This window comes from bacterium (assembly GCA_035505375.1).
Classification (GTDB): Bacteria; Hydrothermota; Tepidihabitantia; order Tepidihabitantales; family Tepidihabitantaceae; genus UBA2258.
On the sequence record DATJQV010000004.1, the window covers coordinates 16,268 to 39,898 of the forward strand.

General features: G+C 62.8%; 23 protein-coding genes. 19 read left to right on the top strand and 4 right to left on the bottom strand.

From position 1 onward, the window contains the following. Positions 1–44 precede the first annotated feature (44 nt). Positions 45–908, bottom strand: coding sequence for a hypothetical protein (locus tag VMH22_00720; GenBank protein HTW90218.1), 864 nt, complete (start codon positions 906–908; stop codon positions 45–47). A gap of 404 nt (positions 909–1,312) precedes the next feature. On the opposite strand from VMH22_00720, the gene VMH22_00725 reads away from it, so the two are divergent. The 12 genes from VMH22_00725 (at position 1,313) to VMH22_00780 (ending at position 14,603) form a co-directional block, all read left to right on the top strand. Further along, positions 1,313–2,233, top strand: coding sequence for a hypothetical protein (locus VMH22_00725; protein HTW90219.1), 921 nt, complete (start codon positions 1,313–1,315; stop codon positions 2,231–2,233). Positions 2,234–2,265: 32 nt separating this feature from the next. Continuing rightward, the gene (locus VMH22_00730; protein ID HTW90220.1) at positions 2,266–3,324 is read left to right on the top strand and encodes a Xaa-Pro peptidase family protein; all 1,059 of its coding nucleotides are present in this window, start codon (positions 2,266–2,268) and stop codon (positions 3,322–3,324) included. A 37-nt stretch (positions 3,325–3,361) separates the two neighbouring features. Next, positions 3,362–3,919, top strand: a complete 558-nt coding sequence (gene efp, locus VMH22_00735; protein HTW90221.1) for an elongation factor P — start codon at positions 3,362–3,364, stop codon at positions 3,917–3,919. Between the two features lie 140 nt (positions 3,920–4,059). After that, positions 4,060–5,412, top strand: a complete 1,353-nt coding sequence (locus VMH22_00740; GenBank protein HTW90222.1) for a biotin carboxylase N-terminal domain-containing protein — start codon at positions 4,060–4,062, stop codon at positions 5,410–5,412. Further along, a complete protein-coding gene (locus VMH22_00745) occupies positions 5,409–6,143 on the top strand; it encodes a 2-phosphosulfolactate phosphatase (protein ID HTW90223.1) in 735 nt (244 codons plus the stop codon). The genes VMH22_00740 and VMH22_00745 overlap by 4 nt, the downstream gene beginning before the upstream one ends. Positions 6,144–6,253: 110 nt before the next feature. Beyond that, complete coding sequence (locus VMH22_00750; GenBank protein ID HTW90224.1) at positions 6,254–7,933, top strand: tetratricopeptide repeat protein; 1,680 nt, start codon at positions 6,254–6,256, stop codon at positions 7,931–7,933. Between the two features lie 29 nt (positions 7,934–7,962). Next, entirely contained in the window at positions 7,963–8,937 is a 975-nt protein-coding gene (locus VMH22_00755) for a hypothetical protein (GenBank protein ID HTW90225.1), read from the top strand. Next, positions 8,938–9,600, top strand: a complete 663-nt coding sequence (locus VMH22_00760; protein ID HTW90226.1) for a hypothetical protein — start codon at positions 8,938–8,940, stop codon at positions 9,598–9,600. Further along, positions 9,600–10,151 carry a hypothetical protein gene (locus tag VMH22_00765; protein ID HTW90227.1) on the top strand — a complete coding sequence of 184 codons (552 nt, stop codon included), beginning with the start codon at positions 9,600–9,602 and terminating at the stop codon, positions 10,149–10,151. Before VMH22_00760 ends, VMH22_00765 begins: the two co-directional genes overlap by 1 nt. 100 nt (positions 10,152–10,251) lie before the next feature. Further along, positions 10,252–11,922: a SpoIVB peptidase S55 domain-containing protein gene (locus tag VMH22_00770; protein ID HTW90228.1), complete on the top strand. Its 1,671-nt coding sequence runs from the start codon at positions 10,252–10,254 to the stop codon at positions 11,920–11,922. Further along, entirely contained in the window at positions 11,919–14,051 is a 2,133-nt protein-coding gene (locus VMH22_00775) for a hypothetical protein (protein HTW90229.1), read from the top strand. Before VMH22_00770 ends, VMH22_00775 begins: the two co-directional genes overlap by 4 nt. 132 nt (positions 14,052–14,183) lie before the next feature. Continuing rightward, on the top strand, positions 14,184–14,603 hold the full coding sequence (locus tag VMH22_00780; protein HTW90230.1) for an archease: 420 nt from the start codon (positions 14,184–14,186) through the stop codon (positions 14,601–14,603). 93 nt (positions 14,604–14,696) lie between these two features. Here VMH22_00780 and VMH22_00785 read toward each other — a convergent pair whose 3' ends face one another. Both VMH22_00785 and VMH22_00790 read right to left on the bottom strand, forming a co-directional pair. Further along, the gene (locus VMH22_00785; GenBank protein HTW90231.1) at positions 14,697–15,863 is read right to left on the bottom strand and encodes an aminotransferase class V-fold PLP-dependent enzyme; all 1,167 of its coding nucleotides are present in this window, start codon (positions 15,861–15,863) and stop codon (positions 14,697–14,699) included. A 6-nt stretch (positions 15,864–15,869) separates the two neighbouring features. Beyond that, positions 15,870–16,427: a signal peptidase II gene (locus VMH22_00790; GenBank protein ID HTW90232.1), complete on the bottom strand. Its 558-nt coding sequence runs from the start codon at positions 16,425–16,427 to the stop codon at positions 15,870–15,872. A 244-nt stretch (positions 16,428–16,671) separates the two neighbouring features. Between VMH22_00790 and VMH22_00795 the strand changes: the two genes are divergently transcribed. Beyond that, on the top strand, positions 16,672–18,339 hold the full coding sequence (locus VMH22_00795; GenBank protein ID HTW90233.1) for an NAD(P)H-hydrate dehydratase: 1,668 nt from the start codon (positions 16,672–16,674) through the stop codon (positions 18,337–18,339). Between the two features lie 78 nt (positions 18,340–18,417). Next, positions 18,418–19,872 carry a hypothetical protein gene (locus tag VMH22_00800; GenBank protein HTW90234.1) on the top strand — a complete coding sequence of 485 codons (1,455 nt, stop codon included), beginning with the start codon at positions 18,418–18,420 and terminating at the stop codon, positions 19,870–19,872. A gap of 804 nt (positions 19,873–20,676) precedes the next feature. On the opposite strand, the gene VMH22_00805 is transcribed toward VMH22_00800, so the two are convergent. Continuing rightward, complete coding sequence (locus VMH22_00805; protein ID HTW90235.1) at positions 20,677–21,009, bottom strand: hypothetical protein; 333 nt, start codon at positions 21,007–21,009, stop codon at positions 20,677–20,679. Positions 21,010–21,298: 289 nt separating this feature from the next. Between VMH22_00805 and VMH22_00810 the strand changes: the two genes are divergently transcribed. The 5 genes from VMH22_00810 to VMH22_00830 all read left to right on the top strand — a co-directional run bounded on the left by VMH22_00810 (position 21,299) and on the right by VMH22_00830 (position 23,551). Then, the gene (locus VMH22_00810; GenBank protein ID HTW90236.1) at positions 21,299–21,550 is read left to right on the top strand and encodes a DUF433 domain-containing protein; all 252 of its coding nucleotides are present in this window, start codon (positions 21,299–21,301) and stop codon (positions 21,548–21,550) included. A gap of 378 nt (positions 21,551–21,928) precedes the next feature. After that, a complete protein-coding gene (locus VMH22_00815; GenBank protein ID HTW90237.1) occupies positions 21,929–22,156 on the top strand; it encodes a type II toxin-antitoxin system HicB family antitoxin in 228 nt (75 codons plus the stop codon). 93 nt (positions 22,157–22,249) lie between these two features. Beyond that, positions 22,250–22,510, top strand: a complete 261-nt coding sequence (locus tag VMH22_00820) for a hypothetical protein (protein ID HTW90238.1) — start codon at positions 22,250–22,252, stop codon at positions 22,508–22,510. A 40-nt stretch (positions 22,511–22,550) separates the two neighbouring features. Then, positions 22,551–23,111 carry a nucleotidyltransferase domain-containing protein gene (locus tag VMH22_00825; protein ID HTW90239.1) on the top strand — a complete coding sequence of 187 codons (561 nt, stop codon included), beginning with the start codon at positions 22,551–22,553 and terminating at the stop codon, positions 23,109–23,111. Next, positions 23,096–23,551, top strand: coding sequence for a HEPN domain-containing protein (locus tag VMH22_00830; GenBank protein HTW90240.1), 456 nt, complete (start codon positions 23,096–23,098; stop codon positions 23,549–23,551). Before VMH22_00825 ends, VMH22_00830 begins: the two co-directional genes overlap by 16 nt. The last annotated feature ends 80 nt before the right edge of the window (positions 23,552–23,631 follow it).

Below are 23,631 nucleotides of genomic sequence, written 5' to 3' on the forward strand. Positions count from 1 at the left end.
CCGTCTAGCCGCGAGCTATTGAGCCAATCGCCAATCGTAAATCGTCAATCGCCAATCCTGAAGACGTCGAGCCCCGTCCCCGCGTCGAGGACCACGAGTCGAGTGTTAACGATCGCCAGTGACAGCGGGCTGACTGCGCCCGGCAAGGCACAGCCGGTCCACCGTTTGCCCCGTAACAGCCACACCTGCGGCTTCCCGCGCTGGCCGACACAGAACGTCCCGTGCCCGTCGTACGCCAGCAGGTCGCAGGCCGCGGGGAGCGAGACCGAGTGCGTGACAACCCCGCTCCGGTTGAAGAAGTGAATCCGCCTCGCGGCCGGGCTCAGCACCGCGAAGCTCCCGTCCTCAAGGGCGACCATCGCTCCGGGTCGGGCGACCTCGGCCGCGCTGATGAACTGCCGGCTGTCCCCGAACAGACCCTTGTACCAGATTGCGCCGCGGTCGGCATCGCTCACCAGCATTATCCCGGGCTCGAAACCCGCCAGTCCCGTAACCCGCACACTGTCAAACCACGGCTGCAGGTCGAGCTTGTCCTTGGACATCCGGTACAAGGTATGGCTGTCATAGATGTAGATGTAGAACCGGTCCGCCGCGACCCCGGCCGGTGCCGTGATCCGCTCGATCAAGGGCAACGTCTCCTGCCGTACGGTCGCCAGTCGCCAATCGCCAACCGCCAATCTGACGACCCGCGTTCCCGAACTCTCCAGCACCAACAGAGAGTCACCGTCCCGACACATTGCTGTTGCCGGCGTGCCGAGCTGAACCGTCGCCTCCGGCTCGAGCGGTGCGAAAGCGCTGTCCGCCGGAGGCCGCGGAGGCTCTTTCGCAGGCGGTACGCGGCCGCCGCCGACACAGCCCGCGACAAGCCACAGCACCACCGCGCCCCCCAGCCCGCCTAGATTCGTCATTCTGACTTCTGCCTTATCTTCTTTGAGTCCGCACTTCTGGTTCTGTCATCTGGCTTCCGACTTCGTCTCTTGCATGACTGCCCTTCTATTGTTCTCACCCGATGGCCAAAGTCAAGCCCTCTCGACACGGGCTCCGAATCGACCGCGGATTGCGCAATCCTGATGCCATGCTCGCGGTCGTCCACCAGAAGTTCCCGGGACACAACACGAGATGGGTTCTGCTGCGCGGCAATGGGCATCGAGCCCACCCCAATTCCGCTCGACCACTCGACACAGAGCGGCTTCGCCGCGAGTTCCCGAATTGCAGTTCGCAGGTTGCAGTTGACTCCGCGGCCTGGGGCAGCATAATGCCCATGCTGTCGCGACGTCCGGGCCCGCAAAGCTGTCTTTCACGGGAGGAAACAGTGAAGCTTGATAACCTTACTCAGAGCCGATTGAACACGACGATGCTGGGCGTGGTGAAAGCCGTGCTCGATTACTATCACCCCGGCACCAGCGCGGCGTGGGCGTTTGGCGGGTCGGGCCACGCCTTTCTTGTCAACATTCACGAACAGATTTGTCCAAGCGGTCCGTACTGCTGGAAGTACGAAGGAGTGCAGAGGCTAATCCGCAACCTGGGCATCGAGATGACCGACCTTGGATTCTTCCACTCCGGAAGCAGACCCGAGGAGCGCGCCGCCGTTGAGTTGAAGCTGAGACAGGCCCTCGACTCAGGAATGCCCTGCTCGCTCGTGAACATGGAACACCAGGTCATTTATGGGTACGACGACAAGGCCTTCTTCACCGCTCAACCCTGGGGCGACAGCTGCGGCGGCTTCCCGCCCGCGACCCTGACCTTCGGCACGTGGCCGGAACTCAAGGACGAGGTCCACGTGACCTTTTTCACATTCCGAAAGCTCGCACCGGCGGATGACCGGACAGTCGTCCGCGACAGCCTGAGCTATGCGCTCAACCTGTTCCGGAACCCGGAGCAGCTCAGCTTTGAGCACTACGGAATCGGCCCCAACGCCTACGACAACTGGTTGCGAGCGGTAGCGGACGGGCACGGTTCATCGCACGGCAATTGGTGGAACGCAACGGTCTGGTCAGAGTGCCGGGCGATGGCTTCCGGCTACTTCTCGGAAATCGGGCAGAAGTTCACGCCGGTCGCCGGACAGGCTCAGGACCTGAGCGCGGCATACCGCGAGATCGCCGACCTCTTGTCCAAGGCGGCCGACAAGAACATGAACCCCGCCGACAAAACGGCCATCCTCACCGAATTGAAGGGCAAGGAAACGCAGGCCATCGGGCAGGTCGAGTCGCTGCTTGGCTCGCGCCTCATTTGACACTGTGTTGACTTCCCTTAGAATACGTCACCATGTCTAGGAGAATCGAACGGCTGCGCGGCCTGATGCGCCGCGAGAAACTGGACGGGTTCGTCGTCGTGAACCTGCCCAACGTCCGCTATCTGTGCGGCTACACCGGCTCGAACGGGCTGATGCTCGTCACGCGCCATGACTGCTGGTTCTACACCGACTTCCGGTATGCCGAGCAGATAAAGACCGAAGTTAAGGGTTGCCGTAAGCGCGTGCTCGTGCGCGATCTCGTGTCGCACCCGCCCCCGGAATGGGGCAGTTCCTACCGACGGCTTGGGGTCGAGGAGAGCCACATCACTGTCGCCCGGTTCAAGCAGTTCCGGAAGCGCTTTCCGAAAGCCCGGCTCGTCCCGACCAGGGACCTCGTGCTGGAGCTGCGCCGGACCAAGGAAGCGGTTGAGGTCGAGACGATTGCCGAAGCCCAGAGCATCACGGACCACGTGTTCAGAGACGTGCTGAAGATGGTGAAGCCGGGCGTGCGCGAACGCGACCTTGCCCTCGAGATTGAGTTCCAGTTCCGCCGGCACGGCGAAGTGGCGTTCGATTCCATCGTCGCGTCCGGTGAGAACGCGGCCAAGCCCCACGCGGGATTCAGCGACCGGAAGCTCAGGAAGGGCGACGCGCTCACCTTTGACATCGGCTGCCGGCTGCGCGGGTACTGCTCGGACATGACCCGGACCGTATTCGTCGGCAAGGCCTCGGCCGAGCTGCGGAAGGTGTACGAGATTGTGTACGAGGCCCAGCGGCGCGCCCTCGATACCATCAAGCCGGGCATCGCGGCCAAAGCCGCCGATGCCGCGGCGCGCGACTACATCACCGAGAAGGGCTACGGCGAGCAGTTCGGCCACGGCCTCGGTCATGGCGTCGGCATCGAGGTCCACGAGATGCCCGCGGTGGCCGCCGCCAGCAAGGACGAACTCGCGCCGGGCGACGTCGTCACGGTCGAGCCGGGAATCTACCTGCCGGGAGTCGGCGGGGTCCGCATCGAAGACATGGTACACATCACGAAGACCGGCTACACGAATCTCACCCGGAGTCCGAAGCGGCTCATCGAGCTTTAGCCGAACCGGGTTCCGCTCTAAGGAACAGGAGTATCCAATGATCACCCCCAATGAATTCAAGTCCGGAGTGCTCATCAAGTTCAAGGACGGCATCTACCAGGTCCTGTCCTACTCACGCAGCCGGACCGCGCAGCGCCGGGCCCGGGTCGTGGCCAAGCTGCGCAACATCAAGACCGGGGTCCAGATTGAAGAGAGTTTCGAATCCGAGGCCAAGTTCGATGAGGTCGAGAGGGAACGGAAGAAAGCGCAGTTCCTCTACCACGACCACGTCGGCTATCACTTCATGGACACTTCGACCTACGAGCAGTTCGCCCTGAACGCGGAACAGCTCGGCGACAGCGCGCTCTACCTGAGCGACGGCCTCGAAATCGACGTCTCCTACATGGAAGGCCTGCCGGTCAGCGTGGAGCCGCCGATGTTCATCGTCCTTGAGGTCGCCGAGACCGAGCCGAACTTCCGCGGCGACACCGCCGCCGGGGGCGGAAAGCCGGCCAAACTCACGACCGGCCTGGTTGTAACCGTCCCGTTTTTCGTCAAGACCGGTGACAAGGTAAGGGTGGACACGCGGACAAACACCTATGTCGAACGGGCGTGAGCAGAACCCAGCGCTCGAATGACCAATAACCAAGTCCCAATGACCAACGAATTCCCAATGTTCCAGTGCCTGCTTCGGTTTTCCCCTCTTTGGTCGTTCGTTGGGAATTGGCAATCGGGAATTGGGCATTCCTCCTAGCCATGTCTCTGCCTTTCAAGAAAGTCCTGATCGCCAACCGCGGCGAGGTGGCGCTGCGTGTCATCCGCGCCTGCCGTGAGCTGGGCGTTCCGTCGGCCCTGGTCTATTCCGAGGCCGACCGCGACTCCCTGCCGGTGCTCGTCGCCGACGAAGCGGTCTGCATCGGCCCGGCGCCCGCTCCGGACAGCTACCTGAACGTCTCGCGCATCCTGTCGGCTGCGGAAATCACCAAGGCGGACGCGCTCCATCCCGGTTACGGCTTCCTGGCTGAATCACCCGAGTTCGTGGACGCGACCGAGTCGTGCAAGATCACGTTCATAGGTCCGACCGCCGACACCCTGCGGCTGGCGCGAGACAAGATACGTCTGCGACAGCTCGCCCGCGAAGCCGGGCTGGCGCTGGTTCCCGGTTCGGAAGGCGAGGTCGCGACCGCGGCTGACGCCGCGAAGCTGGCAGCGGAACTGGGCTATCCGGTTCTGGTCAAGGCTGCCGCCGGGCACGGCGGCGGCGGCATGCGCCTGGTGAAACGAGACAAGGACATTGAGACCGGATTCCGGATGTGTCAGGCGGAGGCCAAGGCTGCATTCGGCGACGGCCGGGTCTTCATCGAGAAGCACCTCGCCAACGCCCGTCACGTGGAGATTCAACTGCTCGCCGACCGACAGGGCAGTCTCGCGTACCTACCCGAGCGCGACTGCTCGGTGCAGTTCCGCTATCGGAAGCTGCTGGAGGAAAGCCCGTCGCCGGCGGTCAGCGAGCAGTTGCGACAGAAACTCGGCGATCAGGCGGCAGCGGTCGGCCGTGCGGTGGGATTGACCAATTCCGGCACGGTCGAGTTCCTGCTGGACGAGAAAGAGAATTGCTTCTTCCTTGAGCTCAGCTGCCGGCTGCAGATTGAGCACGGAGTAACTGAAGCAGTCACCGGCCTGGACATTGTCCAATGTCAGATCCGCATCGCAGCCGGCGAGCAGCTTGCGCTGCCGGCCGGGCCGTCCGTGCCCCGCGGTCACGCCATCGAGTGCCGCATAAATGCCCAGGATCCGGATGCGGGGTTCGAACCGAGTTCCGGACTTGTGACCGAAGTACGGATGCCGGGCGGTCCCGGCATAAGAGTCGATTCCTACCTCACGCCCGGGTACGTCGTGCCGGCGCTCTATGAGCCGCTCTTGGCCAAGGTAATCTCGTGGGCGCCGGACCGAACCCAGGCGATCGCACGGATGGCACGGGCTCTGGCCGAGACCGCGGTCACTGGCGTTACAACAACTATCGGGCTCCACCGCCGGTTGATGGTTAGCGGTCGGTTCCGCCGGGGCAAACTCGGAATCGGCATGCTCGATGAGGAGCTGGCGGTTTGAGAATCAACGTCGCCCCGGTACCACGTGAATTGGCCCTGGCCTCGGCCGGACAGGGCACCGTCGAGACCGGTACAGCGGTCGTCGTGGTGGACTTGTTTCGCGCCTCGACTACGATTGCCGCAGCGTTGGGTGCAGGCGCGAGGTTCGTGCTACCCGTCCCGGACGTCGAGCAGGCGGTCAGACTGTCCGAACCCTACGCCGAACATGAAGTTCTGCTCGGCGGCGAGCGCGAATGCCAGCGAATCGAGGGGTTCCACCTCGGCAATTCCCCCCGGGAGTACACGCGGGAAGTCGTCGCCGGCAAGGTCGTCATCTTCACGACAACCAACGGCACCCGGGCGCTGGAGGCTGCCAAGGACGCGGGAATGGTCCTGGTGGGCGGTTTCGTCAATTTCAGCGCGATCGTGGAAGCCGTCGTCCACAAAGAGGCCGTGACAATTCTCTGCGCCGGCAACAACGGCCGGCTCTGCCTCGAGGACTTCGTCTGCGCGGGCGGGTTTGTGAACCGGCTGGCAAAAGAAACAGCGCAACTGAACGATGCGGCGCTGGCCGCCCGGGCTGCATACAAGAACCTGAGAACCGATCTTGCCCGTGCCCTGTTTTCCACCGAACACGCCCGCCGATTGACCGAGCTCGGGTTCCGCGCCGACCTCGAGTTCGCGCTCAAAGTCGACTCGCTGCCGGTCGTGCCCTGCCTGAGCGAAGGCCGAATCGCGCCGCTGACTGCTTGACTTGTCGACGCGGCGACCTAAGATAGTGCATCATCGCAGTTCGGACGGACCGGTCGTTACCCGGGCCGCTGCGTGCGGCCGTCGGGGCCGTCCGCGCCCACACGTCAAACATGTTGAACAGCGTTAGGCCGGGCCGGAACGACCGAGTGACCCGCGCGGTCGCGGCGGTCGAGACCACACTCGAACGAACCGCCAAGTACTATCCGGCCGACCTGCCGACCCACCATTACGCCCGACGCACGAACTGGCACTTCGAACCACAGCGCGTGGACGGCATACTGCGCCACCGCCCGGATGCTGTCGCCCGGTTCGAACCGCTCCGGCGTCAGTTCGAGGTCGCCCGGGCGCACGCCGAGGCCCTGCTCGTCTCCGAACTGCTCGGCGATGTCATTCTCGATGCCGAGCAGCGTGAAAGACTGAACCGGCGCGCGCTCGGAATTCTGCCCGGCCACGAGGCCGAGCGGCTGCGCGAGGTCTTCGCCTGTGCCGAACTGCAGCCGCGGCACTTTGCCCGCTCCGCCCCAACGACGATGGCGGTGTTCGAACAGATCGAACACAACGTCGGCCGCGCGACGGCGCTTGCCTACTGCATGCTGACCCTGGCCGGCCAGCACAAAGAAGAGGAGATAGTCACGTACGGAAAACGTCTGGACAATGTTTTCGAGCGCGTGGTAGCCGCCCCGGCGGTAAGCAAAGCTCTCGAGGCCAGGGTCCCCGAGAGCCCCCACGGCCTCTTCGAGGCGCTGTTTCCGCTGCTCCGGGCCGTGCGCGAACAGCTGTGGGCAATGAAGCCGAACCGGGTCTCGACCGAGTTCCTGCTCACCCACGTCATTGATAATTATCTCGGTGACCGGAGCGGCGTCGGCAACTCGCTCGGACTCGCCCTTTTCGACGGCATCATCCTCGGCAAGCTCGGGTTCCGTGTGAACTACGTCATGCAGGACGGCATGCTCCGGCTCCATGTGCAAATCGGCAGCCAGAGCGTGTTCTGGGAACTGGTCAAGCCGCTGCCGCTCTCGCTGGCGCCCGTTTCCAGCGGCAGCATCGTCGACCTGCGTTCGTTCTTCGCCATTACCTATGGCAGCCTCGCCACGATGTGCTTCACGCGCAGCCTGTGGGAGCGCGCGGCCGAAGCCTACGAACGCGCGCTGGAGCTCAATCCCGAGTCGGTCGAAACCCGAACCAGCCTGGCGATCTGCCTGCTGCGGGAGCAGCGTCCTGAAGATGCGATTCGCGAGCTCAAGGCCTGTCTCGAACTTGACCCGAACTCCGCCATGGCTCATCAGCAACTGGGGAACGCGTACACCATGCAGTCGAACTGGCCCAAGGCTACCGACTCTTACAAACGCGCTCTGCGGATAAGCCCGGACACGGCCGAGGTCTACAACAACCTCGGCTTCGCTTACCTCCGTTGCGGCAACGACCCGCAGGCGGTTGCAGCTTTCGAAGCGGCCATCCAGCATCGGCCCGACTACTCCGAGGCGCATTTCAACCTCGCCAATCTGCACATGGAACAGCAGCGCTACGACCTGGCAATCGAGCACTATCGCCAGACACTTCGCATCCAACCGAGCTTCGTTGCCGCCTACTACAACATGGGGCGCGCCGAGTATGAAAAGCACGACCTCAACGCAGCCATCCGCTGCTATCAGAAGGCGGTCGAGCTGAATCCGAAACACTTCGGCGCATGGCACAATCTCGGGATCGCCTACCGCGATCAGGGCCAGACCGAGAAGGCAGTCGAAGCGCTGGAAAAGGCAGTGGCCATCAACCCGAACCTGATGAGGTAACGCATGCGTCATGCGTCGAGGAGGCATAATTGCCGGCGGAGCTGAGTCGCGTTCTCAGGAACGCTCCCGCTGAACAGGTCGAAGGCTTGGTCCGCTTCGGCCCCCGTTATGCGTTGTCGGGCGACCGGCTGGCTATCGAATCCGGTTCGCTGGCCGGCACTACCCTGCGCATCGAGCGCCGCCTGTCGGACAGCAGAGCCGATTTCGCATTCTACGAGACAAGCACGGCGCACCATGCGTCGCGCGTCATGCGTAGTGAACCGATCGCCCACTGCCACTTTGACCGCGACCCGGAAACGGGAATGGAAACCCTCTGGGGCATCTTCGTGCGGGCCGAGTACCGGCACCGACGTCTGGCCACACTCTTTGTCCGGTCCACACTTCGTGAACTGATGACTTCGGGCGAACGTCACTGGTTCGCCGTCCGCAAGCTGATGCAGGTCGATTCTGAGGCCGGCCGCCGCGTGCCGCTCGGAGGTCGTGCATCGCCCGGCTCGGCCAGACCGCAAATCGAGAAGGCAGACATCGAATCCGCCAACCCCTTGCCGATTCAGCCGCCCCCGATCTCGCTTCACAACCTCGGCATCGGTCTGGTCGCACTGCGGCTCGGGCTCAGGCCGGAACCTGATCTCGAGCGCCTGCTCGCCCCGGGTAACGTCAAAGCGGTGCAGGCGCTGCCGCCCACGCCCGAGAGTCCGCCCGGACTGCTCCTGCGGCTGGAAGTCCTGCCCGGGCTCCTGGTCGCGGCGTTGATCGACACCGACACCGGTCATCCTCTTTCTGACCGTCACGCGTACGAGCAGTTCGTCAACCCCCGGCACCTGCTTAGAGAGGCCCTGGCCGGCCGGGCAGTCATCGGCAACATCGACTACATCCTGCCGCGTGGCGCGATTGAGCCTTTTGCCGCACGACTGGCGAACAGCCCGGCTGAAATGGGGCAGATCACCGCTGCCCTCCGTCGCGGTGCGCGGTGTTGCCCGTCCGGGGCCGCCGAGGCCAACTGAATGCCGACGAAGCTCAGGCTCGAACTGAACCGGATGCTCGGAATATCGCTTGCGGCGCTCAGCCCGACGTACGGATGCGGTTCGATGCTGCGTAGCCTGCCGCGGTTCAGCTCCTCCGACCCCCTGCTCGACATCATGTCCAACTACGGTTACCAGAACGTGGCCGGCGACAAGGTGGCCCAGAGGCTGGTCGCGAACCCGGGTCTGCTCAAACAGTTTCACGAAAACGCCTTCAGCAACAAACTGCCGCTCTCCGAGAACTACAAGAACGTCTATGGGCACCTCGATGTCTTCCTGGCGACCGACGCAGCGGTGAAGACTGCATGGTTTGTTGCCGACCCGCCCAACCGCGTCGCGCTTCTGAACTACGATCGCGACGCCGTGTCGTTCGGCCTCAAACCGCTCGGCGTGCTGCTGCTCGGCTCGACGGTCCGGCTTACCGCGGCCGGCTGGCAGAACCTGCACGATCTCCTGACCGACGAGTTCTTCAACATCCATCCCGGAATCCAGCGGGTCGAGATCACAGGCGTGCTGGATGGAGTCCGCTGGCGGACCAATACCCTGAGCCTGGGCGTGACAATGCTGAACTTTCGCGAACTGCCGGAGATCCAGACTGTGGTCGTGAAGACGCTTCTCACCAGGAGTCTGGACACAAAGAGCTGATGGCTGAGGACATTCACCACGTCATAACCGGCACAATCTGGCCGAAGCTCAAGGACGACGTGCGCGACTTCCGCGTCTTCAGCCGCCACGACCTCGCCTGCGCCGCCTACTTCCACATCCGCCGGTTACTGCTCGTTCAGCCTGGCTGGTCCTGTCGTGCCACCCCTCCACTCAGCGCGAATGAGAGACGTCCGCCGCTGCCATGCCCTGATCTCGCCCTGTTCTCAGACCGGAAGCTGATGGCGCTGTTCCGATTCGAGTTCCACCTCACCCCGGGCATGGATGGGGGATTCCCGACATCGGTAATGAATGAGAGGATGACAGCTCTGCGTAAGACCGTTGAGAACACCGGACATTCGCCGCCGGACGCGAGCAGCGGCAAAGGCTACATGGTCGCCGTCCACGACACCAAGGAAGAATGGTTCTATCCTGACCAGGCGGCATGGGAAAAGCAGTCGTGTTTCTGGCTGCCGGTCAATTCCCGAGGATTCGGCAACTACGCCGAGTGGCACCAGAAGTGGGAGAGGCTTGCCCGGCTCTCGAGTCGCTAGACATCCGACTCTGCCAATCGTAGCGCGGCCCGGACCCGCAGCGGTCTTTTCCCTGCTGCTTGCTGCCTGTTGGACCATCGGCCTCGCGGGTATCCCGATCATGACCGTGGATCAGCTCAAGCCTGGCATGAAGGGCACCGGCCGTTCGGTCTTCTTCGGCACCGAAGTCAAGGAGTTCGGCGTCGAGGTAGTCGATGTCATGCACAAGGCCTGGCCGCGGGGCGACTTGATAATCTGCCGGCTATCCGGGCAGGGACTTGAAGAATCGGGAGTCGTCGCCGGCATGTCAGGCAGCCCGGTCTACATTGAAGGCAAGCTCATCGGAGCTGTCGCCTACGCGTGGGGCTTCGCCAAAGAGCCGCTCGCCGGGGTCACGCCGGCGGCCCAGATGCTGCGAATCTGGAATGAGCCTGACCGGTCAGGAGGCCAGGGTGGCTCACGCTCCGGTCGCCTGTCTGAAGGCATCGCGCCGACCGGTCTCTCGCCCCTCCCGCTGCCCGTAGCTCTGTCCGGATTCACGCCCGCACTGGCCGAACTCATCCAGCCAGCTTTCAGCAAGTTCGGCCTGACGCCGGTCGCCGCTGCCGGTGCTGCCTCGACTGGTGCTGCTGACACGTCCGGCCTGGTCCCGGGTGCGGCCGTCGGCATCGCCCTGATTGATGGAGATGTGCGTGTCGCCGCAATGGGAACTCTCACCTGTCGCGAAGGTAAGCGAATCATCGCGTTCGGACACCCGATGCTGGGGGCCGGCAACATCCGTATGCCGATGGTCGGCGGCGTCATTCATTCGGTCGTACCATCGGAAATGAGCTCGTTCAAGCTCTTCTCCCCCACCGCTCCGCTCGGCACCATTAACCAGGACCGGTTGGCCGGGATTGGCGGCAACATCGGTGCGGCTCCTGAGATGCTGCCGGTCACAGCCGTCATTTCCTCGCCTTCCGGCCTTGACACGTACAGATTTCGCATCGTCGAGCTTGAGGACCTCGCCCCAACGCTCGCGGCAGCCGGGCTGACCGATGTGGTCTACCAGACCGAGGGAAACCTCGAGGAAATGACGCTGGCTTCACGGATGACGGTACGCCTGTCGCCTGCCGCCAATCGTCAATCGCAAATCCCCGCCGACTCGCTTGTCGTCGAGCACCGTTTCAGCGGCACGAACCCGGCCGAAGAGCTCTTCCGAACTGCCCAAAGCGAACTCGGAGCCCTGTACAGCAACCGGTTTCTGCCGGCGCCGGTCGCATCGGTCGGATTCGACCTCCGCTTCACTCCGGGCCGGAACCTCGCGTACCTGCTCTCGGCTCGACCGGACCGGGTGCGCGTGCGCCCCGGCGATTCGGTCAACGTCACGCTGGGGCTGCGCGACTACCGCGGCAGCAATACCGAGGTAACCGTTGCCATCGGCGTGCCCGAACCCACGCCCGAGGGGAAGTTGAGAATCATCATCGCCCCTCGTGACTCGCTGTTTGCCTTTGAAGCCATGCGCGCCCCGGCAACGCTTGAACCTGGGTCTTTCGCCCGCCTTGTCGAATTGCTCTCGCAGACCGGCCGGGAAAACGAGCTGGTGGCGGCAGGCTTCATCACCGGACCGGGCCTGACACTAGCCGGAGAGGAGTTTCCCACGCCTCCGCCTTCACTGCGATCGGTACTGCTCAACCGCCAGGCCGACGAGCCGGTCACGGCGACAAACGACAGTCCGGTAATCCGTCAGACGCTCCGCTTGGACCGCGTCATCTCCGGAGTGGTCAAGCTCGACCTGGAGGTCAAAAGGTGAGAACACAAGTACAAAGTCGCAAGGACAAAGGACAAGACAAGCTCCAAACGAAGCCGGGAAGGGTTCAGTTTCATCTCTCATCCTTCATCCTTTCCCCTTGCTTAGTCCTTTGTACTTTATCCTTTACACTTGCGTCGGTTTGGACCACTGACGGCACCGACAGCCTGCTTCAGCAACTCGACCGCATCGAATTCGAGAACGTGTCGATTCACAGCCAGGGAACGGTGACGCTGGCACCAGCCCTGGCCAACCGGACGCTCGACAACGCGGCTGCGGTCTGGCAGACGGCCGCTGACCGCCGCGGGAATGTCTACGTGGCGACCGGCAACCAGGGACGCCTCTACCGCCTGCGTTCACCGTCCATCGTTAGTCGTTCATCGTTGCCCGAACTGGTGTACGATTCCGCGTCCGGAGAGATACTTGCCCTGACTTCAGACGCGTCCGGCACGGTCTACTTCGGCACCACGCCGGACGGCAACGTGTATCGTATCCGCCCGGGCGGCAAACCCGAGCATCTCTGTTCCACCGGTGAGAGCTATGTCTATTGCCTGCTGCCTGCGGGCGACCCCTCTGGATCAGTCTTCGCCGCTACCGGCCAGCACGGCAAGCTCCTGCGCATCACGCCCGATGGCAAGGCAACCGAGGTCTTTACAGCCAAACAAGGCAGTCTGACCGCATTGGCCTGGCTGATTCCCGGCAAGGAAATGCTGGTCGGGACTTCCCCTGACGGCACAGTCTACCGTCTCAGCTTCACCGCCGGCGCTGAGCGGCCGAGCGTCTCCGTACTGTACGACACACCGTTGAACGAAGTACGGGCAATTGCTGCGGACGCAGCCGGCCGGGTCTACATCGGCGCGAACGCAGGGGGTGACGCAGACGCGGATTCAGCCCGTGCCGAAGTCTTCTTCATCGACAGGTTCGGCGTTCGCCGATGGTGCTGGCGCGCGCCCGATTCCACGGTGTTCGCCATCGCCCCCCTCTCGTCCTCAGGCGTGCTCGTGGCAACCGGCAACAAGGCCATGGTCTACGAACTCGACACGCTCGGCCATGTCTCGGTCCGGTACCGGATGAAAGAAACTCAGGCGCTCTGCCTGTCTCCGGTGCCAGGCGGACTATGGCTCGGAACCGGCAACCCGGGCAAGCTCTATGAGGCGGGCGCGGCTTACGCCGACTCGGGCCACCTCACTTCTGCACCGCACGACTGCGCCAACCCGGCGCTGTTCGGCACGCTCTCCTTCCGCGCGAACGTCCCGGCCGGAACCGGGCTGACCTTCGAAACTCGGTCAGGTAACTCCGAGAAACCGGACTCGACATGGAGCCAATGGACAGCGGCAGACCCTGGGATAAAGTCTCCGTCGCGTCGCTTCATTCAGTGGCGGAGCCGTTTCCGCACATCCTTCCCCAATCTCACCCCCGAACTGCAGCGCGTGGATGTCTACTACCGCCCTGCCAACCTTGCGCCGGTCATCAAGAAGTTTGACGTTCCCGAGCCGTCACTGGAAGACGCGCGAAAGGGCTTGAACAAGCCGTCACGCCAAATCACATGGGAAGCTACCGACCCGGATTCCGACTCGCTCTCGTTCGAGCTCTGCTTCCGGCGAGAGCACGAAACACAGTGGCAGCGGGTGGAGCATGACATTTCCGACAGCCGCTTCGACCTCGACACCCGGGCCCTGCCTGATGGCTGGTACGAACTCAAGCTCGTGGCCAGCGACAAGCCGACCGAACCAGCGGGCGCGGCCCTCACGACTGAGTACGTGAGTCGGCCCTTCCTTGTCGACAACACCGCTCCGACCGTGACCGGGCTGAGCACCCAAGTCCTCTCTGCCGGCGACTCGTCAATCGCCAATCGCCAATCGCCAATCGCCAATTACAGACTCTGCCGCGTCAGCTTCTCCGCCCACGATTCCCTGTCCACGATTGCCGCGGCCCGGGTTTCGGTCAACGCCGGTGACTGGATAACGCTCGAGCCTGAGGACCACGTCTTCGACTCCGGCACAGAACGCTTCAACGCCGACGTCTCTCTTCCGTCCTCCGTCATTGGTCTTCCGTCCTTTGTCGTAAGCGTCTGGGTTGCCGATGCCCAGCGAAACGTCGCCGCGGCACGCACGATTGTGCGCGCCAAGTAATCGCGCACAAGGACCAAGTAGTAAGGACAAAGGACTAATCAAAGCGGCAAGTCACAAGACGAACCCCGACTTCGTACTTTGTCATTCTCTGCGTTGCTTTGTCCTTAGTCCTTTGTCCTTGATACTTGCGCCATGAAGGCGCCGTACCGTCTCCTCGAACACACCTCTGACGTCAAGGCCGAGATCTATGGCTCTGACCTTGCCGAGCTCTTCACCAACGCTGCCACCTGCCTCTTCGACCTGATTCTCGACCGAGACAAGGTGCGGGAGACCGTACGCCAGCCCGTATACCTCGAGACCGAGTCACTCTCTGAACTCTTCCTCGACTGGCTGCGCGAACTCCTGTTCCTCTTCTCCACGCGCTCTCTGGCAATCGCCCGCATCGAAATCAACTCGGTCGAGCCAACTCATATCAGTGCCACCGTCTATGGTGAGGAATTCGACCGGGAACGCCACGGCCTCAAAGTCGAGGTCAAGACCCCGACCTACCATCAGTACAGGATAGACAAGACCGACGACGGCTACCGCGCCACCGTCATCCTCGACGTCTAGGCGACTTACGGTCGTCTCGTCGGGAATGAAGGAATCCGCGTAATAATCTGTGTGATCTGCGGACAGATTCGGACCGGGGACCTGTCCTGGCGGCTACGTGCGCCGGTTCCAGATAGGCGAGATTGAACGGAGCCGGGCTACGACCTTCTCGAAGACCTCAATCGTGTAGTCGATCTCGGCCTCGGTGTTGCCCGGGCCGAGCGACATCCTGACCGGAGAATTGGCGAAGAGCGGAGGCACCCCGATTGCTTTCATCGTCGCCGACGGCTCGGCGCTCCCGGTCGAGCATGCCGACCCCGACGCAACCGCAATGCCCTCCATGTCTAGGTTCACAAGCAGGGCCTCGCCCTCGACGTAGCCCACACACACGTGACAGACGTTCGGCAGACGCCTGGTCGGATGGCCGTCCAGGATGAGCTTCGAAACCCGCGTGAGAATCGCCCGCTCCAACTTGTCCCGCAGCTTGCGCTCATGTTCGGCGTTCGTCTGCCACTCGGCGGCGAGGAGCTCGCAGGCCTTGCCCAGCCCGGCGATGCCGATGACGTTCTCGGTGCCGCCGCGGAGTCCCTTCTCCTGATGGCCACCGTGCACCAACGGGTGTATCTTCGTCCCTTCACGGATGTAAAGGGCGCCAACGCCTTTTGGGCCCTGCAGCTTGTGCCCGGAAATCGTCAGGAGGTCAACACCCAGCTCGTTCACGTCCACACGGATCTTGCCCGCGGCCGCGACCGCGTCGGTGTGACTCGTGACGCCGGCCTCACGGCAGATTCGGGCAATCTCTGCAACGGGCTCGATGGTCCCTATCTCATTGTTCGCAAGCATCACCGAGACGAGCGCGGTCTCCCTGGTCAGGGCGCGCTTCACCTCGTCCGGGTCAACCAGACCGGACTTGTCCACCGGCAGATACGTCGCCCGGAACCCTAGCGACTCAAGGTACCGGCAGCTCTCCAATACCGCACTGTGCTCAATCGCGCTGCAGACAACGTGCTTCCCTCGATCCACCCGCGCGTAGGCGGTGCCCTTCACCGCCCAGTTGTCCGCCTCGGTTCCGCCACCGGTGAAGAATATCTCGTCCGGGCTCGCGCCAAGGAAGGCTGCGACCTGCTCTCTTGCCTCGGCCACCGGCTCGGCGCACTCCCGGCCGAAGCTGTGAATATTCGAGGGATTGCCGAACAGCTCGTGCAGGTACGGCTCCATCGCCGCGGCAACGCGCGGGTCAATCGGCGTCGTCGAATTGTTGTCGAGATAGACTCTGGTCATAGCTGGCTAGTCTCCCTCTGCCGTCGCAGCCGCGGTTATGGGTTCGGCCTCTGACCTTCTGGCCCCTGGCGCTCGGCCTAACAGCTCCTTGCCGACTAACATCACGACGCCGACAAGGACAAAGGCGTCGGCAAGGTTGAACACCGGCCACGGAACAATTGGAAAGCGCCCGAACAGGACAACCGGATGGCCGGGTATGTCGAAAAGCAGGAAGTCAATCACGTAGCTCAGCCCCACTCGATCAATCACGTTGCCGAGCGCGCCGCTCAGAACCAGGCCGAACGCGGTGGAAGACCAGATGTCATTCGCCCGGAGACCGTACCACGCTACAAGCCCCGCCGCCGACAGCGGCAGTACGAAGTACATGAACGGCGGCCCGTAGTTCAGGCTGAACAGGCCTTGATGGTTCATCGCGTACGTGACCTTGAGCACGTTGCCGATGAGACGTAGCTCGCGCCCGTCGCTGAGCACGCCACTGATGAACATCCCATGCACGATAAGCTTCGGAATCCGGTCGAGGACCAGACCGACAATCGCGGCCCAGATAAAGAAACGACGACTCATCAGGAAAGCGTAGCCCTGACTGCGCTGGTGTCAAGCAACGGAAATGACCAAGTACCAGGTTCCAATGACCAATCAAGCCTCGATTCCGGAATGGTCTCGAACGCCCCGCCGTTCCTGCTTTGGGCATTTAATTATCATTGACGCTTGGCCATTGGTGCTTGGTCCGACGGCCCACCGGACGTCTTCCATTGCGTCTTCCATTGCGTTGACACTCACCAGCCCGCTTCTATAATCACTAACCGCCATGCAGCGTCTTGTGACCGCAGCCCAGATGCAGGACCTCGACCGTCGCGCGACCGCGGAGCACGGCATCCCGGGCTTGACGCTGATGGAGAACGCCGGTCAGGCCGTAATCAAGTTCATGGAAAAACACCTTGGCAGCCTCGCCGGCACTCAGCCGCTCGTCGTCTGCGGCAAGGGCAACAACGGTGGTGACGGCTTCGTGGTCACTCGGCTGCTGCTCGACAATGGCGCGAAGCCCGATTGCGTCCTTTTGGGAAGCTCAGCCGACCTCGCGGGTGATGCCCTCGCCAACTGCAACCGACTCAAGGACGGCGGTCTCTCGGTCCGCGAAGTTTCGAAGGCCGCAGACGTCGCACCGCTTCTCCAAGACAGGAAGGTAATCATCGATGCGATCTTCGGCACAGGCCTGACCCGCAGGCCTGCCGGGCTCGCCGCCCAGGCCATTACGCTCATCAACCAGTCCGGCGCATACGTGGTGGCCATCGACCTGCCCTCCGGGCTTCAATCCGACACCGGCGTGCCGTACGAACCGTGCGTCCGCGCCGACCTGACCGTGACCATGGCCATGCCGAAGGTCGGCCTCTGGCTCTACCCTGGCCGTGTCTGCGTGGGCACCGCAGAAATCGGCGACATCGGTATGCCAGAGATAGGAACTAGGGACGAGGGACTAGGGACGAGGGCTCGGACCCTAATCCCCAATCCCCAGCCCCTAATCCCTGGTGATCAGGCCTTCCTGCTCGATGCCGAACACGTCCGCTCGATTCTGCCCGGGCGCAGACCCGATGGCCACAAGGGAACATTCGGCACCACGCTCATCATCGCCGGGTCGCGGAATTTCTCCGGCGCGGCCGTCCTCGCCGGTTCGGCTGCGGTCCGTTCCGGGTGCGGTCTGATACGGATCGCCATTCCTGCCGGCATCGCCGATGTCGTGTCATCCGACGTAGTCGAGGCGGTGAAAATCCCGCTGCCGCAGACGGATACCGAGACACTGTCCCCGGCCGCCACCGAGAGCCTGCTTGAACTGGCCGGCGACGCTCAGGCAGTCGCGCTCGGCCCCGGCATCGGCACCGACCCCCGCACGCGAGAACTCGAGCTCGACTTCCTCGCCGAGGTCGAACGGCCGACCGTGATTGACGCGGACGGCATCAACAACCTCGCCGGTCGCATCGACCTGCTCTCGCGCGTCAAGGCTCCACTCGTGCTTACGCCTCACCCGGGCGAGTTCGCACGCCTGACCGGGCTGAAGGCGGGTGACGTCAACGCCGACCGCGTCGGCATCTCGCGTAAATTCGCGACTGAGCGTAAGGTGGTGCTCGTGCTCAAAGGCGCCTCGACCGTGGTCGCCGCTCCGGACGGCACCATCTTCGTCAACCCGACCGGCAATTCAGGCCTGGCCAAGGGCGGAACCGGCGACGTCCTCACCGGTCTGATCGCTGGCCTGATCGCTCAGGGCATGTCGCCGCTGGACGGCGCTTGTGCGGGCGTGTTCCTCCACGGTCTCGCCGCCGACATTGCCGTGCGGACGTTCACCGAGTATTGCCTCGCCGCCGGTGACCTGCCCCACTTCCTGCCGCAGGCGTTCGCGGCAGTGCTCAATGGAGATGCCCAGGCTTCGATGCGTCGGAATGACCAATTGTCAAGTGCCAATTCCCAATCAAACCCCAGGTAAGGAAATGACCAATCGGGCATTCGGCATTCCGGCATTGATTGGTCATTGGGACTTGGTCATTGGGGTTTGTGGTACCTGATGGTTTCCCTGCTTCTCCTCGCCCTGCTCGGCATGTACCATCCCGAGAACTGGCAGTTCTTTCCCTCGATGGACGAGGTCCGCTGCATCTCCGCGTCCGTCTCCGAAGTGTACGTCGCGGTACCAACCGGCGTCTGTGTCTTTGACCGCCCGCGGCTGCGTTTCGTCCGCGCCCTGACCGTGGCCGATGGTCTCACCGGCGAAGTTCGCCTCTGCGCCCACAACCCGTCGCGCGGCGACGTCTTCATCGCAACCGACGGCCACATCCACCGCTATGTCCCGGCCACCGGGCTGGTCGAGGAACTCACGGCACCGTTCAAGAACGTCTCATCCATCGGCATTGCCGAAAACGGCGCTTACTTCGAAACCGACGCCGGTCCCTACTTCCGTGCGAGCAACGCGCTCGACTTCAACCGGGTCTCTGAATTCCCGTCCGACCTTACCTGGTACGGAGGAAGGGACACGCTCAAACCCCGCAACTTCCCCTTCCTCACGCCGTACTTCGTCACGGACGAGCAGCTCATCAACCACCCGATTACGCTCGTGCGGCCGGACAAAAGCAACAAACGGCTGTTTGCCGCTGTTCAGGGCTATGGCATCGTCGTATACAACCCCCGCTCCGGGTTCAGTGAAGGGCACATCCGCTTCGGCCCATCAACTTCCGGCTCCGGTCTCCCGTCTTCCGTCTCCCACATCGCCCGCGTCGACAACCGGCTCTGGTTCATCGGCGGCTCGACCGCAATATCGCTCGACTCGACCGGTGACTGGTACTACTTCCTCACCCGGCCCGGCGACCTTGTCACCGGCGGCTTCCAGCTCCTCTACGGCAACGTCACGTCGCTTGAACGTGACCACGGCCTCACCGCGATTTCGGCCGACTCGAGCGGACTGCTGCTCGGCACCACGGACGGCATCTACTCGCTGGGCTCGAACAAGAAGCTCGTGCAACTGCTCAGCCTGCCGCGCCAGGCGAACGGACTGCTCCGGCTTCACGACTCGCTCATCTTCGGCACCGACCAGGGGCTATTTCTCTCCACCCGCGACAGCGCCGCCGAGTACACCGACCCGTACGGCGCGACCAACTTCGGCGTGTTCGACATCGCCAGCGCGGGCAACGGCACCGCCTACTTCGGCGCCATCGGAGGAATCGTCTCGCGCACTGCCGACGGCCGGTGGTTCCACTACGTCCCGCCCGGGTTTGACTTGAAACAGCCCATCCGTACCCTTGCCGCGGCCGGCACCCGCGTCTTCATGGCCACTCCGTCACCCGTCCCCGGTCTCCCGTCCTCCGTCATCACAGTGCTCGACACCAAAGACGGCTCATACACCACAATTGATGCGTCCCGCGGCCTGCCGGTCGCGAAAATCAACTCACTCTACGCCGACGACCACTACCTCTGGATCGCCTCGCCCGGTCTGATTTCTCGCTTGGACTACACCAAAGAACTCCGCTAGCCGCCTCTGTCCGTCCCTTCACTTCTGACATCTCGCATCCAGCTTCTGACATCTGACTTCGTTCCATCCCTGAAGTATGGATTGCCGGAGGAGGCAAGAGACAAGGAGAACCGCAGATTACGCAGATGACGCAGATGGCTCACATTTGGGCCCGCTCCTCTGCTCTCACGCCAACCTCAACCTCTTCCTCATTCTCAACCTCAACCTCAACCTGTTCCTAGAACTGATTCCTGGCAAATGTGACCTCACGTCAGACGCGCGATTTGGTCCTTCAAAGCACCTGTCATTGCTCGTCGGAAAGCTCGGACCAAAGTATCCTTCACTGCGCACTGCACTGCGTCGGCCAGCGCGTCGTGAACTGCGTGAGCAACTGCACACGGAATTCCTCGGCGAACTGCACGCGACATTGCTCAGGACATTGCTCGAAACAAAGCTCGCAGCATTGCTCGGCTCGTTGCTCGACTCAAAGCTCGGGTCATTGCAGGCTACAAAGTACCTCGCGCTGCATCGGCAAGGGCTGCGGGGTGGGCAGTCTCCGGACTGAGGGGTGGGCGGCAGAATTGTGGTCCGAGAACGGTTACGCCACTACATATAGTATGCCGGCCACTGAGCCCAAGATGGGGACTGTCCCTTCGCAGGGCCTTGTGCGACTTCCAGGGACTGTCCCCATCTTGGCGACGGCACGTCAACGTATCACCGGTATTAGAGCGTCCGCGCGCTCCTTGGGACTGTCCCCATTTTCGATCTTGCATCGCGTCAAAGCGCCTTCTGGGGCATTGGGATCGTGTCCAAGTCCGGGTTGAGTCAAAGCGCTCGCATCAGGATTCCGCGGTTCGATGCCGTCCTGAACTCGGCAGTGGCATAGGCGCTGACGGCGTGACTGGCCGCCGCGGTGGCCTCACGGCTGAGCGCGCAGGTCAGGCCCGAACTCGCGGCTGGGCTCGCCGCGCGGCCGATGGCCGGGCTGAGGCTGGCGTTGACGTCCCCACTCAGAGTGGCGCTGAATTCCCCAGTCTGGTCGCGATTGCCCGCGGCCTTGAACTCTGAACTCGTCGCGCTACAGACAACCGCCCTAAATCCTTGACTGACGGCCACATTGAGCACCGCATCGTGTGCGGCCTTTAATGCCGCAGTCACCCCCGGATTGACTCCCCTCTTGGCAACGCCACCGCCGGCTCAGGTCGCAGACCGCAGGCAGCCGCCGCCTTGATTGAGCTGCTGAAGAAGGCCTCCTTTCGTCATTCTGAGCGCGGCGAAGAGTCTTCGAGAGGACGATTCTACGGCAGTTAGAAGACCCTTCGCTTCGCTCAGGGTGACATGAACGGGGGTTTCAACGGCCTCAGTGTTCCTGTTTTCTGTGGTTCAATTTCGGATTCAGAGGGTGTCTATCGACTTGATGCGGAAAGGCGCGCCGATAAACTGAGACATGGAGATTCGTCACTACCGATTCAGCCGCATTACTCTTGACCCCGACAAGTGCTTCGGCAAGCCCTGCATCAGGGGCCTGAGGATGCCGGTTGCCTCTATCCTCAGCTACCTGGCCTCCGGTATGACAGTCGATGAGATTCTCCGCGAGTGGCCGGAGCTTGAGCGAGAAGACGTACAACAGGCGCTGGCGTACGCCTCGTGGGCGAAGGAAGAACGCGTGGTCTCGCTGGAGCCGGCGAGCACCGCTTGAAGTTCCTCCTCAACATGAACCTGCCGCGCGAACTCGGCAGGCGACTGTCGTCGAGAGGGCACTCTTGTCGCCACGTCGGTGACATCGGACTTGCTTCGGCATCGGACGAACGCATCGTTGCCGAAGCCAGGCGCACGCGAGAGGTCATCATGCTGCGGGGCGGGCCTTCGCCGGCCCCAACTCCTGACTCTTGACTGCTACCTGCTAACTCTCCACCTACCTCATCACCACCGCCTTCTTCACCGCCCGGAACCCCGGCGCGGAGCCGGCAGCGCTTGATCAGGCATTAGGTGCCACAGGACATCCCGCAAAGACGACCGGACGACGGCCATTGACGCGCCCGACATCATCGCTAAACTTGGCTCGAAAGGAAGGCGCATGAATGACCGCAGGTTCGCGGCCGTTGTTACCAAGGAAGAGAACTGGTACGTGGGCCGTTGTCTGGAGCTCGAAGTGGTCAGCCAAGGCAAGACGATTGAAGAGACACAGGCGAACCTCAAAGAAGCGGTCAAGCTGTACCTCGAAAGCTTCGGCTCCGACGACCAGCCGCAGAGCCTCGGCACGACGCGCCCGCGGTCATCCGTGCCATCCCAGCGCACTGAGTAGAGACCCGCCCGCCGGAATCCGCTCGCCAGCGTGCGCGCGGCCCGGCCTTGACTCATGGTTCAGCCAGCCTAGAATCACGAAGAGGAGCTACATGTGCCCGAGGTGAAGAATGAAGCCATCGAGATGATTGAGCGGCTCCCCGACGACGCCAGCATGACGGACATCATGGCCGAGATCTACTTCAGACTCAAAGTCGAAACCGGCCTGAAGGAGCTGGACGAAGGCAAGGGCATCACGCAGACCGTTGCACGCGACCGACTCAAGAAGTGGCTCAGCTGGTTTGGTCTCCGTCCGCGCCTTCTCAGTGTCCGCCCACTAACCGGTCCGTATCGGCCCATCCTGATCGCCCCTTGACTCCCGAGAGCTAGTTCATTATGATGAACTTGAGTTCACCATGAAGTACGTGAGTTCAGGCCGGCGCCAGGGCGACTCGGGTCGATTGTTTGTTGCGTCGCTGGAGCAAGCCGTGCTGGCGTTTCTCTGCGCCCACGCTGACCGGAGTTTCTACGGCGTCGAAGTGGCGGGCGAAGCCGGCCTCTCACGCGGCGGGGTGAACCGCGTGCTCCGTGAACTGGCCGAAGCCGGTCTGGTTGAAGCCGAGGATCGCGGCCGGATGCGATTCTACCGCGCGCGTCTTGGCGACCCGCGAGTCCGATCGTTCAAGATGCTGCTGAACATCGACGCTCTCGCCCCTCTGCTTGACCGCCTGTCCAGACTGGCGCTGCGAGTTGTGCTGTTCGGCAGCGCCGCCGAGGGAACGAACATTCCCGACAGCGATATTGACCTGTTGGTGGTGACCAATTCGCCGGACCGGGTGCGGAAGATCGTCTCCGCCGGCGGCGACGCGTTGCAGACCGTCATCGTGACGCCGGTCGGGCTTGCCGACCTGGAGCGCGCCAACCCCGTATTCGGCGCCGAACTCAGGCGGGGCATCGAGCTATGGAAAGAAAGCTAGGCCCGGAGTTCGAGTCATGTCTGAAGTCGGGCAGGATTCGGCGGTTTTCGCCTGGTCCGACCCTTGTCGCGGGCGAACTGGCGGCAGCGGGCCAGGACCTCGATGAGGCCCGCCGGACCTTGGTCGCAGGCGGGCTCAAATGGGCGACCATCCAAGCCTACTACTCCATGTTTCACAGTGCGCGGGCGCTCTTGTACGCCCGGGGATACCGTGAACGCAGCCACCGTTGTCTCGTCATCGCGCTGCGTGAACTCTACGTCGGATCCCGACTACTCGAGTTGGAGTTTGTCGAAGGGCTTGAGGCAGGGAAGACGCTGCGGGAGAACGCTGACTACTACAGTCGCTTCTCCGAAGCCGGCTCTCGCCAGGCAGTTGAGCTGGCCGCTTCGTTCCTTGCCCGGGCGCGCACGCTCACCAGTAAGCCGGTAGGACCGACATAGCGTCCCGGCCTGCAGCCGACGACTGAGGCCGGTTCAGGGGATTGGGGCGGGCTTGCGCCCGCCCCTTCTGGTTTCTCTAT